Annotated in this window: 10 protein-coding genes; 5 read left to right on the top strand and 5 right to left on the bottom strand. The window is 46.1% G+C overall.

Annotated features, from left to right (window positions below):
* Positions 1–35 precede the first annotated feature (35 nt).
* The 3 genes from QUB12_RS20085 to QUB12_RS20075 all read left to right on the top strand — a co-directional run bounded on the left by QUB12_RS20085 (position 36) and on the right by QUB12_RS20075 (position 4,231).
* Positions 36–425, top strand: coding sequence for a hypothetical protein (locus QUB12_RS20085; RefSeq protein ID WP_333139361.1), 390 nt, complete (start codon positions 36–38; stop codon positions 423–425).
* A 184-nt stretch (positions 426–609) separates the two neighbouring features.
* Positions 610–1,899 (top strand): glucose-1-phosphate adenylyltransferase, encoded by a 1,290-nt coding sequence (locus QUB12_RS20080; RefSeq protein ID WP_333139363.1) that lies wholly within the window; start codon positions 610–612, stop codon positions 1,897–1,899.
* 1,321 nt (positions 1,900–3,220) lie between these two features.
* Positions 3,221–4,231 (top strand): J domain-containing protein, encoded by a 1,011-nt coding sequence (locus QUB12_RS20075; RefSeq protein WP_333139364.1) that lies wholly within the window; start codon positions 3,221–3,223, stop codon positions 4,229–4,231.
* A gap of 162 nt (positions 4,232–4,393) precedes the next feature.
* Here QUB12_RS20075 and QUB12_RS20070 read toward each other — a convergent pair whose 3' ends face one another.
* From QUB12_RS20070 to QUB12_RS20050, 5 genes are all read right to left on the bottom strand, one after another.
* On the bottom strand, positions 4,394–4,669 hold the full coding sequence (locus QUB12_RS20070) for a DUF1816 domain-containing protein (protein WP_333139367.1): 276 nt from the start codon (positions 4,667–4,669) through the stop codon (positions 4,394–4,396).
* A gap of 369 nt (positions 4,670–5,038) precedes the next feature.
* Complete coding sequence (locus QUB12_RS20065) at positions 5,039–5,329, bottom strand: DUF1816 domain-containing protein (RefSeq protein WP_333109629.1); 291 nt, start codon at positions 5,327–5,329, stop codon at positions 5,039–5,041.
* Positions 5,330–6,410: 1,081 nt separating this feature from the next.
* Positions 6,411–7,166, bottom strand: a complete 756-nt coding sequence (locus QUB12_RS20060; RefSeq protein ID WP_333035730.1) for a DUF2993 domain-containing protein — start codon at positions 7,164–7,166, stop codon at positions 6,411–6,413.
* 127 nt (positions 7,167–7,293) lie between these two features.
* Positions 7,294–7,887 carry a pentapeptide repeat-containing protein gene (locus tag QUB12_RS20055; RefSeq protein ID WP_333139369.1) on the bottom strand — a complete coding sequence of 198 codons (594 nt, stop codon included), beginning with the start codon at positions 7,885–7,887 and terminating at the stop codon, positions 7,294–7,296.
* A 101-nt stretch (positions 7,888–7,988) separates the two neighbouring features.
* The gene (locus tag QUB12_RS20050) at positions 7,989–9,398 is read right to left on the bottom strand and encodes an HD domain-containing phosphohydrolase (protein WP_333139371.1); all 1,410 of its coding nucleotides are present in this window, start codon (positions 9,396–9,398) and stop codon (positions 7,989–7,991) included.
* A 760-nt stretch (positions 9,399–10,158) separates the two neighbouring features.
* Between QUB12_RS20050 and QUB12_RS20045 the strand changes: the two genes are divergently transcribed.
* Together QUB12_RS20045 and QUB12_RS20040 are read left to right on the top strand one after the other, a co-directional pair.
* Positions 10,159–10,896, top strand: coding sequence for a DUF2993 domain-containing protein (locus QUB12_RS20045; RefSeq protein ID WP_333139373.1), 738 nt, complete (start codon positions 10,159–10,161; stop codon positions 10,894–10,896).
* A gap of 498 nt (positions 10,897–11,394) precedes the next feature.
* Positions 11,395–11,967: a DUF6658 family protein gene (locus QUB12_RS20040; protein ID WP_333139375.1), complete on the top strand. Its 573-nt coding sequence runs from the start codon at positions 11,395–11,397 to the stop codon at positions 11,965–11,967.
* The last annotated feature ends 641 nt before the right edge of the window (positions 11,968–12,608 follow it).

Below are 12,608 nucleotides of genomic sequence, written 5' to 3'. Positions count from 1 at the left end.
TTTTAGATTTTAGATTTTAGATTTTAGATTAAAGAATGGAAGCATTGACCCCACGGATAAATTCGGGGGGCAAGTTTCTCGGATACAGGTTTTTTATTTCTGGACGGATGAATCCGGGGGCTTGTATCCTGCATGCTTTCGGTCAGTGGGCGTGGCGGTGCGAGTATCGACCTGCCTTGAAAAAGAACAATAGCGCCATGAGCCTCGATCGAGAAATTGTGAAAACGGGGAATTTACCCAAAAAACTTGTTATTAACAGCCAAAACCCCGAACCTTATTCTTTCCTTAAACTGCCTTTATTTATGGAAGGGTATTTTAACTCACAACTCAAAACTTTTTTAAATATCGATTATGGATTGATGGGTATTTTAACTCACAACTCAAAACTCCTAACTCCTGTCCCGGACGCACTCCAACTCTCATAAACCGGGTTTTATAACTCTTATTGAGGGTTTGAAGAAGTATTTGGATTAAACAACCCGGTTTCTGTGTAAGCGACTCAACTCCTAACTCAAAACTCAAAACTTCCTTGCTCCCCCCCCTTGTCAAGAAGCCCTCACCATCCGACACTGTACTTGGAGAGTTAATCGACCCTAGGGAGAAAGTTCCTTGAAAAAAGTTTTAGCCATCATCCTCGGTGGCGGTGTAGGCACCCGCCTTTACCCCCTAACCAAATTGCGAGCCAAACCCGCAGTTCCCCTCGCAGGCAAATATCGCCTCATCGATATTCCTCTCAGCAACTGCATCAACTCGGAAATAGTCAAAATCTACGTCCTCACCCAATTCAACTCGGCCTCCCTGAACCGTCACATCGCTCGCACCTACCAGTTTTCCGGCTTCACCGAGGGATTTGCCGAGGTGCTCGCCGCCCAGCAAACTCAGGAAAACCCCAACTGGTTTCAAGGGACAGCCGACGCAGTTCGCCAATATCTCTGGCTGCTAGAAGAGTGGGACGTTGACGAATACTTAATTCTTTCGGGCGATCACCTCTATCGCATGGACTACCAGAAGTTTGTGCAGAGACACCGCGAAACCAACGCCGATATCACCCTCTCGGTGTTGCCTATGGACGAGAAGCGGGCCTCGGATTTTGGTTTGATGAAAATAGACGACAACGGCCGCATTGTTTCTTTCAGCGAAAAGCCAAAAGGCGATGCGCTCAAACAAATGCAGGTGGATACTACTAAACTGGGACTGACAGCGCAGCAGGCTCAGGAAAGTCCTTACATTGCTTCGATGGGGATTTACGTCTTCAAAAAAGAAGTTCTGATTAAACTTCTGAAAGAATCTCCCAACCAAACTGATTTTGGTAAAGAGATTATTCCGAATAATGCAAAAGACCACAACGTTCAAGCTTATTTGTTTGACGATTACTGGGAAGATATCGGAACCATTGAGGCTTTTTACGAGGCTAACTTGGCTCTGACAAAACAGCCTCAGCCGCCTTTCAGTTTCTACGATGAAAATGCGCCGATTTACACTCGCCCGCGTTTCTTGCCGCCGACTAAGCTTTTAGATACTCACGTGACTGAATCGATTATTGCTGAAGGCTGCATTCTCAAACAGTGCCGGATCGACCATTCTGTGTTGGGAGTTCGATCGCGCATTGAAGCTGGATGTACGATTCAAGACACCCTGGTGATGGGTGCTGACTTCTACGAACCCGACGCCGAACGGCATTCGAGTTTGGACAGCGGCGGCGTCGCCCTCGGTATCGGTGCAGATACTACAATTCGCCGCGCGATTGTGGATAAAAATGCCCGCATCGGCCGCAATGTTCAAATAATTAATAAAGACCGAGTGGAAGAAGCCAACCGCGAAAACCAAGGTTTTTACATCCGCAGCGGCATTATCGTAGTTCTGAAAAATGCCACGATTCCTGATGGAACTATCATTTAGTTATTAGTCATTAGTCATTAGTCGTCAGTCATTAGTTTTTTAAGTTAAAATCTGTTACCTGCTTTTCAAGTGACTGATGATAAATAATGAAATTAGTGACAGATCACCAATGACCGATGACTGATGACTGATGACGAAATTCATTCTTTTTTTTGTTGATTATTAATTCCCACCGCTGATGCGAGGTTGTCGAAATACTTGGCTTTCTTCCAAGGCTCGCGCATTATTAATAAGCGACAGTCTCTGTTACTGTCTGCCGTGATACAGATATGTCCGCTCGCCTGCGTCTGGCGAATAGCTTCTGATTTTTGTATTTGCGCTGGTAGCACGACTGACAAATACGCTGCCCGTTTCTGAGTACCACAGCACTCTCGGAACTATCTTTCCAATCGTCGCAGCAGCCACAAGGCCAACTTAGCAAATAATTCATAATGTTAGGACCCTGGTACAGTTAAAAGCTTATCGCTCTACTATCCTATCTTAATGTTTTATAAAAGTGTGTGATGTAGCTAACAGACAGGGGAGAAATTATGTTATATTAGTTGGATTAAAATCTATTCAGAGGTTGTAAAAATAAAATTGTCTAGCACGGGTCTGGGGTGAATAAAAAATATCTATAAATTTTGTGTAAAAACGGCGCAATTTAGGGTATTATATAGTCACAATTCAGACACCGGATTTGACAGAACTTGCTGATGAAAACCTGCTAAGATTTGGATTGGGTGATCAAGCTCAGATCGAGAAGTTCGTAGGCGTAAGCCGGGCGTAGCCATCGCACCGCGCCCCGGAAAAAAAGACCAAAAAAGATCGATCGTCCGCGCAAGTCAACCCTCCTGGGCTCGCGCCCGCAACAGCAGCAGCTTTCCCCCCCTCACCTCAATCGGGCTGCCGCCTCCCGAAAGCCCTCAGCCTCATAAACTCCCCAAAAGTTTTCGTCGCAGGAGTTTCACCGTCTCAAAGCTCACAGCTATAGCAACGGCCTATAGGGTAAGGACGTTCCTTAATTGAGGAAAGCATTGTTTTTGCTGTCGAATGCCAAAATCATTTCTAGAGCCCACTGCTCCGGCTGCCTTGTGCACGAGAGAGCCGAATGCTATAAAATCTTAAACAGCAGCGGAGTGCGGAAATTGCGATCGAACGCCCAGCAACAACCGAACTCGATCGAGTCCAAACCTTTGATAACCTATAATTTGAATGAGATGTCGCAGGCACTTCGGCTCCTGGCATTATACTAATGCGCCATCCTGCGGCTAATTTGGGATTTATTCTTTCTAACAACTAACAACTAACAAATAACAACTAATAAAGAGGGGATTGCTTAATGGCTGCAACAGATTTTAAAGACTATTACGCTATTTTGGGACTCAACAAAACTGCCACTTCTGACGAATTAAAAAAAACTTTCCGCAAACTAGCCCGCAAATATCACCCGGACATGAACCCCGGCAACAAAGAAGCCGAAGCTCGTTTTAAAGAAGTAAACGAAGCTTACGAAGTGCTCTCAGACCCTGAAAAACGCAAAAAATACGACCAATACGGTCAATACTGGAAGCAAGCTGCCACAACTCCAGGTGGATGGCCGGGCGGGGGCAGTACGAATGTAGACTTTGGCGGGGTTGACTTCAGCGAGTACGGCAGTTTTGACGAATTTATCAATGCCTTGTTAGGTCGCGCAGGTAGTAGTCCGGGTAGTGCCCGCAACCCCAAGTGGAATTACAGCAACTACCGCAACACCAGCGGCGGGCCCACCGGGTTTGGCGGATTTGAAGATTTCGCGGGGTACGAAAACCGCACCGCAGGAAGCTCTCTCGACACCGAGGTCGCCATTTCCCTGACTCTGGGGGAAGCATTTCGGGGAACTTCCAAGCGAGTCGCCACGGGCGAAGTTTCGATTCCAGCAGGAGTGAAAACTGGCAGTAAAATTCGGATAAAAGGCAAAGGTCAAGTTGACCCGTACACGAAGCAGCAGGGAGATTTGTACCTAAAATTAGAAGTTTTGCCTCACGCTTTCTTCCAGTTTGAGGGAGAAAATTTGGTCTGCGAAGTCCCGATAACTCCCGACGAAGCGGTGTTGGGATCTTCAATTGAAGTGCCGGCGCCTGAAGGTATGATCACTGTGAAATTTCCAGCCGGGATTCGTTCGGGTCAGTCTTTGCGGTTGCGGGGCAAAGGATGGCCGAAACCCAAGAAAGACGAGCGGACTGATTTGTTAGTAAAAATTGCGATCGTGCCGCCGAAAGAACTCACCACTCTCGAACGCGAGGCCTACGAGAAAATTCAAGCCAATCGTACTTTTAATCCTCGCAGTAATCTCAATCAGATGGTGATTTGAAAAAACCTGCATTTCTCGGACGCAAATAATACCATTTCTTCAAGATTCGCCAGGGACACAGCATTGTTGTGTCCCTACAGTATGCAAGCGCGATCTCATTTTAAAAAAACCCTGTTAACAACTCAAATTTTATTCGCCCGTAATTTGCACTTTCCCACTTTCTCAAGACTCTTCACTAGCTCTTAGCTGAGTAGGTTGACTACCTTGTTTGATGTTGATGCTAATTTTTTTAGATCCTTTGTTCTCCAAGTCTCGGATGTAGTAGTTCGAGTTGTCGGAAGCTTCCTGTCTGCTGTCATAGGGCCCAAAGTAATAGGTACTCTTTGGCGAATCTGTATCCACTTCTACCCACCATTCGTCGCGTCGAGTGCTGCTAGCAGGTTGAGCTAGCACCCAAAAAGCCGTGAAAAACATACCCAACATAGAGATTTCAAACATATTTACCTCTGAGAAGACTTAAGTAGTTTTTACTGTTCTCAATTTATCAACGCAACGAGAGCGATCGGCTCATCCTCAGTGCTGATTTGATCCCGATAAATTTGGGCAGTTAATGGTGGATAAAATCTGCACTTTGATGGAGATGATTCCGACTTTTCAGCCACCACTACAAATACCAAGTCCGCAAGGTAAGGACTAGGACAAGATGAGGCTTAATATTATTGTTGAGGCTTGAGGTAATTGAAAACTCAAACCAAACTTAGGCACTCTTGACGCTCAGAAACCGGGTTATTTAACCGATACCCCTCGCGATAGATGGAGTATTTTCGTCAAAAAACCCGGTTTCTGGAGTCTGGACTATCAAAATTCTTAAGCCGCGATACTCTCTGAGAATTCACTGTCGCAAATCGTGAGTTCCGAAGGCTGACACCGTTTGATGCGGATGCTAACTCTTTTGGCTTTCTCGCTTTCCAGGTCTTCGATGTAGCCCGGAATATTGCTGGAGGCTTCTTTGTCGGTGTCGAAGGGGCCAAAATAGTAGGTACAGCGGGGCAAATCTGTGACGATTTCTACCCACCATTTCTCAGGGCTGCGGGGGCTGGAGCCAGCAAACACGGACAATACTGCGACGTAGATACAAAATAAATAAATTCCGAGCATTTTTCCTCTTTTGGGGTTATTTATTTTCTCACAGGACTTACGCCCTCGCGACTCTCATCAACCGGGTTGTTCAACTCCTGGCGATCGCCCTTTACCAGAGAATTTAGTCCTTCAAACCCGGTTTCTGCGTTTAGAATTGTCTAACTTTATCAAAGTAATTTGTGCGATCGCATCAACCTGAGTGCTGATTTTGAGGCGAGAATAGAATCCCAGTGAATCAACTATTTTGCATTTAAATTTAAGCTTGATGGTGGGCTAGGAGTGGCGACCCCACAAGAGTTTAAGTACGCAGTAGTCGATCGATTAAATGCGCGACAGCTTACTTCGCGAAATACGCCGGAATATATAGAATTTCTTGGGCAGATGAGGTATGAAATCAAACTTAATAACCTTGGCAACACAGGTTTCGGTGTATCCAATTTTTGTGAGAAAGGCTATATAGTCTAGGCGATTGCTTCGCGTATAGCTGACAGTGACATATAGCTTGGCCACACAGGTTTGGGTGTACCTGATATCTTGCACCATTGTCAAGAACGGGCTCTCCGGCCCGTTCCACAAAGAATGAGTCTTCTTGTGGAACAGGCCGAAAAGCCTGTTCCTAAACAAGTAATTGAGAATGGTGCAAGATGTGAGGTGTACCCAATTTTTGCGATCGAGACTATAGCGCGACCTTACGCTAGCAGGGCCACAGCTTAAAAACTGTCGCTAAAATAGCAAAACCCGCCTACGCGGGTTGTGCTGTTAAGCTTTGACACTCCTGGCCCTGAAGGCACGAGGATTCTTAAGACATTTCGATCTTAATATCCCTAGTAATAGGGTTCCCAGGCTGACCACGAAAAGCACATAGGTGTGTAGTCATATCTCCTCTGTGAATGTTTTGGGCGTAGACTTTCCCCCAGTCCGGGGGTAGGTTTTTAAATCTTGTCTGATCTGCTTACTGTACCATATTCATTTGTTGAGATGGATGTGTTATTTTACTTGAAAATGGAAAAAGCCGTCCTAAAAGGACGGGGTTTTAAACCCAATCTTCTGATAAAATTCCTCAAACAAATCGGATTTGGCCAGCTCAGCAGGCTGAGGCTTAGCGCTTACCTTTGGGGAATTGCTCGATACCAGCCCAACCGTAGAAAACCAGCTCGTCGTTCTGAACTCGGCAGCGGTCTACTCGCAGTTGAGTGCCTTCTAAGGCAAATTTGTCTAAGTCTAGCAAGTTATTTACGTGGGCAATTATAGCTTGACCCAAGTCTACTGCTTGCTCGTCACCGCCGTAAGTAACGCTGACAAATTGGATTTTGCGTCTGTCTTCTACTTGCAATTGAGCAGTAATATCTATTTTGACCGGTTCGCTGGCATCGCCTACGGTAATTTCGGACTGAAGCCGAATTGATTTGTCGGTTCCGAAGCTGACTTCAGTGTTTTGAAAGTGCAGAGATTGCTCTTGGTACTTCAGCTTCTGGAGTTTTTCAACTACAAAAGGTGTATTGAATGAGGTGGTTAAATCCGATCGACTTAAGACTACTCGCATATTTGCCTGGGTAGGCTGCCGTAATTTCACTTGACCTGCAAAAATCGCTCCAAAATCAATGGAGAGTGCTTGCAGGTAGAGTTCCATCACTTCTATGCGAAGGCCGTTGTACATCAACATACCTTTGCCAACGAAGTCGAAACCGTCGATGCTTCCCTGCAAGAGTTTGGCTACTGGTTCGACTCGGATGTTGGCCTCGGCCTTTTCAGAACGCTTGAATAAGGCTGCGATCGCAGCTCCTGCTACTTTACTAACAAGGCGATCGCCACTTTGACCTTGAAAGGATGTACCGCTAAACAAAGCTGCTACCATTTATTCGTTTGCTCATCTACAGTCGCCATTATAACCCTATATTAAGAAATGTAAAAATCGCTTGTGCTTATTCACCTCATAAGCAGATCTTGTTTTTTGTCTGTCTTCTAAACAACATTCTTGAAATTTAAAGGCTCAGGGGGGTGCCCTGGAGACAAGCGCGATCGAGCAAAGCTCCATCCCAAAGGGTTTTTTCCATCATGGCGCAAAGCAAATTAGCCCCCGTCAGGTTAGCGCCCCGCAGTACGGCTCCATTCAGGATCGCTTCTTCCAAGTCAGCTCCTGACAAATCAGCGCCGGACAAATTGGCATGGCTCAAATCGGCACCAAGCAAAATTGCCCTAGCCAAAGCAGCGCCCCGCAAATCGGCACCGCGCAAATCGACACCGCTCAAATCCAAATTGCCGATGGATGCCGCCGTCAAAAAAGCACCCCCAAAACTTGCGTCGCGGACTAAAGCGTTAGCGAAGGAAGCGCCCCGCAAATCGGCATTGCGAAAATCTGCGCCTCGCAAGTCAGCGCCGCTCAAGTCAGCGCCGCGGAGGTTGGCTCGCAATACTGCCCGCTGCAAGTTAGCGCCGGCGAGATTAGCTCCACTCAAGTTGGCTTGAGACAAGTTAGCACCGGCGAGATCGGCTCCGGCTAAGTCTTTGCCGGCTAAATCAGTGCCGACCAACATCAAAATTTTGCCTTTGCGTATGGCTTCGAGGTCATTAGTCATTAGTCAGTTGTCAGTTGTTGGTTGTCAGTTGTTGGTTAACAGTCAACAGTCAACAGTCAACAGTCAACAGTCAACAGTCAACAGTCAACAGTCGAGTTATTTTATAATGCCGGAGCGGCCGAGGTCGTTCGATCGCCCTCCTCCAACCACACGTTAGGCAGTTGGCTCGGACGAGTTGGTAACTCCATCAAACCAATTTCTGTCATTCTGACGACGCTGCTGAGAGTTTCCAGCAAAGCCGGATCGAAGCGAGTGCCCGACAGTTCGCGGCACTGTTCCAAAGCTTCGCTCAAACTCAAAGCCGGACGATCGCCACGTGGTTGAGTCAGTTCTTGAAAATAAGCGACCAACCCCAAAATCCGCGAAGTCATCGGTATCGCTTCGGCTCGCAAACCCTCTGGCCTGCCGCTGCCGTCCCAATATTCGAGTTTATGCTTGACAATTTCCGCTACAGGTGCTAGTTCCGGCATTGCTTGCAGCAGTTGGGAACCGATGAAACTGCGATCGCGCCAAAACGAGAAAGTTGCTTCGTCAAAAGCATCGGGAGTGCGATCGAACACCTCATTCGGGGCCGAAACTAAGCCGACTCGAAATAGCAATCCAGCCAGCCGCAGCCTCCGCAACTGCAAAGCCGGCAAATCGAGGATTTGACCCAAAGTTTCCGACAAAGCCGCCACCTGCAAAGACGCTGTAGGATTGGAGGTATCGCGTTCGTCTACGCGCTGGGCGATCCGCAGAAAAGCTTGAAGTTTGTTAGCGTTCAAATTGCGGCTGACGCGCAAAGCTTGACCTTCCAATTCCCACAACTCGCGGGTTTGGCGGTTAATTGCCACCATTTGCTGCTGAGAACTTTGCAGGTAAGTGACGATCCGCGATACCACCCCACTAATGTCGGCCAAGGGCGGGCCTTTAGTTGCCAGGATTTCGTGGTGCATTTCCAGCAAACTTTCGGCTAGGGGGGCGTTGTAATGTCGCGTCTGTTCTATAAAAATTTCTGCAGCAGCCGACACCAAAGACTGGTCAAACGACCACAAACCGTAGAACTTTCGTTCTATATCTACTTCCGGCTTGCCATCGGGCAAGTATTCCTGGTCTGAAAGTTCGCGACAAAGCACCATTGCTTTGTATGTCGGGGCGAGGATGATTAAATTCCATTCTTGGATTATGGGGTCGCTCTCATCGAGATTTATTAAAGATACATTTTCTAATTGAGCGGTTTTGTGGGTAGCGAAACCGCTGTCGGCTACTGCACCTATGACAACGCGCCGAGAGGCATTAGCAATATCTAGGTAGCGATCGGCTTCCTGTAAATACCATTTTCCCTGCTGAAACATCACCAAAACTAGGGGTTGGAGTTCGCTCTTGTCCCCGCCACTGGTTTGCAAAATGTGGTCTTCTAGGGCGTGACACAGGGCTACGAGGGTGTTTTTGAAGTATACCCCGTAGCTAGAAGGCAGTTTTCCGCCGGGAAGTGTAGCTTGTAGTCTAGCGAGAGTTGATTCTGAATTCATCAGAAAAATGAGCCTGAAACCCCGTCCTTCTAGGACGGCTTTACATTGGATTGGGGTGGAGGGGTATGGTTGCCCCTCCGTGGAGATGTGGTCTTCTCCAAAACTCCCTTACGGGTAAAGTTAGCACGCGCCTTTGTTTTGAGAGCTTGTTAAACTTGCAGCACTGTAAAGCGTGACCTTAAAACTGTTTAACTGCAAATGACAGAGCAGGGGACTAGCTTCGCATCAAGCGGGTGTCGTGACTCAAAAAACGTAGACCTCGAAAGTATACGGCCCGTCAGGACGGCTCGCAAGAATCTCTTACAAGCCTCATGCCTGATAGCTGAGGTTCCTGACTGCAAAAAGCGGTGCCTGCTCTTACTTATTGTAGCGGGCGATCGAACTTCTCGAAAAGACTTTTGGCAAAAATCCGAGTTTTTGATTTTTCCCCGCTTCGCAACCGAGTCAATCGATTTTAGATTTTAGATTTTAGATTTTAGCATTGAAGCATTGAAGCATTGACCCCACGGATAAATTCGGGGGGCAAGTTTCATCGGATACAGTTTTTTTATTTCGGGACAGATGAATCCGGGGGCTTGTATGCTGGATGCTTTCGGTCAATGTAGAGTGCGCCGAAGAGTACCTGATTAATTTTAGCAATTTTCTGGAAACCCTCTGTCTTTGGCTGAGTTTTTTTCAGACGAGAAACCAGCCGAGAGGAAGACGGTAAATGACTTAGGTATTAACTACTATTTTGAAAACAATATTAGGAATTCTGAGCGTGCTTCAACAAAATAGAAGTTTAGGGGAACAGGCGATCGACAAAGTGGCCGAGATTGCTATTGCGAGCAAATTAGACGAATCCGAAACTTTGTCTGTCACAGTTAACACCGATCCGATCCAGCTAGCCCAGGGTTCAGTAGAGGCCGTTGCGGTTGAGGGCACAGGGTTGGTAATGCAACAAGATTTGCGCGTGGAAGATTTGCAAATTCACATAAAGGATATTGCTGTCAATCCCCTGACCGCTATGTTTGGCAAAATTGAACTGAACGGGCCTGCCTTCGGTGCGGCGCGCGCAGTTTTAACAGAAAGCGATATCAACCGCGCTTTTAATTCCGAATACATCAGCAGGAAACTGAAAAACTTAAAAGTTACTGTTGAGGGACAACAGCAGACAATAGACGTTAAAACTATTGAGTGCCAATTGCTAGCTGGAAAAATCGCTTTAAATGCTGAGGTATTGGTGCAGGAAACTGCCTCTACTGAAAAAATTTATTTTACATCAAAACCTCAGATCGCAGCGGGCGGTTGGGCAATTTCTCTTCAGGATGTCGAGTATCCCGAAAACAAGGAATTTTCGCCGGAGTTAACAGCAGCTTTGGCGGACAAAGCTGGTGAGGTTTTAAACTTGCGAAATTTTGAAATTGAGGGAATGTCCCTGCGAATTCAGCAGCTAAATGTGGAAGCTGGTGTGCTGACTTTGCAAGCTGAAGCGAAAGTCGAAAAATTCCCAGAGTAGCAGTAGGGTTCTGAGGTTAGTAGCTGGTAGGGTGCGTCAGTGGATTGGAGATTTTAGATGTTATGTTTACTCCACAGATGAATCTGGGATGTTGAACAAGAGTCTAAAATTTTTCTAACTCCACGACAGCATTCGTTCGCAAGTATCCGTTTTTGGGCGTGGTCAAAAACAGAAAAGCTTTTGTCATCAAGCAATTCTTGGAACGCACGCACCCGAAGACTACGCTTTGAAACTACCTGGGCCCTTTTCTTGTCGGTCGGGTACGAGTGTCTCAACCAAACTTACTCTAGAAACCCGGTAAAAAAGCTGGGTTTCTAGATACCTGCGCGTAAGTCCTACCAAAAATAATCTCTCGAAGGCGATCGCCATTTTTAAATCCCTCTAAAGTTAGAAAAAAATAGATAGCAATTAGTGGCAAAATATCACCGCCGTTAGAGGCAGGTGTGGGGAGTTTATTTTTACTCTTGATAAGTAGTAGTAAAAAAATGGAAAATTTTTGTGAACACTGTAACTGCTTTTTTTAAAAGACTGCGTATCGGTCAAATTTTGACTGTATTTATGGCAGGTGTGCTGCTGTTTACCAGCACCGCTTGCAATGCCGGCGATACTCGAGGTGCTCGGCCTGAGAATCCTCCCGTCCAAATGGGAGGAATGAATAACCCTCACAAGGCCGGTGGTGATGGATATACGAATTATCAAATGTCTACTGACCCTAAAGTCAATCAATCGCCTGCTAAAGCAGAAAAGAATCGGGCTGATTTGTCGATCTTAGGCGATCGTCTCCTGGCCTCGACTACCGCTGAATCTAATTCCTCAAAGCTGCTTTATCCGGGTTCTGCACCGATGGAAACTGACAAGTTTGACCTCGAACTCGGCGGAGATAAAACTCTGTTAGATACGCCAGACGGACAGCCGGCTAAGGCTCAACCCGTATTCGATCGCAGCGATCCCGATGCCAATATTTTAGAGAGAGTAGGCGCCGCATTTAAGGATGCTTCTGGTTTCCTCAAAGATAGCGCTGAAGATGCCAAGGAAAGTTCCGTTACGAAACTCAATCCGCTGCAAAAATAAGCTAGCCGAACCAAAAATGATGTAGGGGCTGTCTGAAATTAGCCCCTACATAAATAATATAATTTATTGAAACTAGATAAACGCTTGTATATCTGCAATCTGCTCAACAATATTTACGTTTTTTATGCTTTTTTGATATGATGCAGAGCAATATATTTTACATCTTAGGTGATTTATGATGGGAATGCCCGACAGTATTTTTGGTAAATTTCACTCAGGTTGAATAACTCTCAGACATATTAATTAACCTGAACTATTTTACCATAAATTAAACTGACAGGGTTGTTGATTTCGTGAGCGACTCCAGCGACTAACTGTGCTAAACTCGACATTTGTTCGGAGTGAATTAGCTGAAGATGCCCAGGAAAGTTCCGTTACAAAGCTTAAATTTTAAGATTATTTTACTGATCCAGGAAAAACCCTAAACAGTTTTAGGCGTAAAGAAACATTGTAATGATGGATAAAATACCAGATAGCTCTCACATGATTGGAAAGCTTTTTATAAAATGACCGAGTTTTTATTACAATAACGAGATATCCCTGCCATCAGGGTGTTATTGAATCGTAAGGATTCAGGTCTGAAATTCGGGAATGAGGTCAGGCATAGGAAAGTAGTCACAAGAATGGGCAGAAAGAGCCTC

Source organism: Microcoleus sp. B7-D4 (genome assembly GCF_036705125.1).
Classification (GTDB): domain Bacteria; phylum Cyanobacteriota; class Cyanobacteriia; order Cyanobacteriales; family Microcoleaceae; genus Microcoleus.
Note: the sequence above shows the minus strand (reverse complement) of the source record. Positions and strands in the feature narration are given on the sequence as shown.

Excerpts from the sequence above, each read along its gene's own strand:
- QUB12_RS20085 (WP_333139361.1), top strand. The coding sequence starts at position 36 with ATGGAAGCATTGACCCCACGGATAAATTCGGGGGGCAAGTTTCTCGGA.
- QUB12_RS20075 (WP_333139364.1), top strand. The coding sequence starts at position 3,221 with ATGGCTGCAACAGATTTTAAAGACTATTACGCTATTTTGGGACTCAAC.
- QUB12_RS20070 (WP_333139367.1), bottom strand. The coding sequence starts at position 4,669 with ATGTTTGAAATCTCTATGTTGGGTATGTTTTTCACGGCTTTTTGGGTG.
- QUB12_RS20065 (WP_333109629.1), bottom strand. The coding sequence starts at position 5,329 with ATGCTCGGAATTTATTTATTTTGTATCTACGTCGCAGTATTGTCCGTG.
- QUB12_RS20060 (WP_333035730.1), bottom strand. The coding sequence starts at position 7,166 with ATGGTAGCAGCTTTGTTTAGCGGTACATCCTTTCAAGGTCAAAGTGGC.
- QUB12_RS20055 (WP_333139369.1), bottom strand. The coding sequence starts at position 7,887 with ATGACTAATGACCTCGAAGCCATACGCAAAGGCAAAATTTTGATGTTG.
- QUB12_RS20050 (WP_333139371.1), bottom strand. The coding sequence starts at position 9,398 with ATGAATTCAGAATCAACTCTCGCTAGACTACAAGCTACACTTCCCGGC.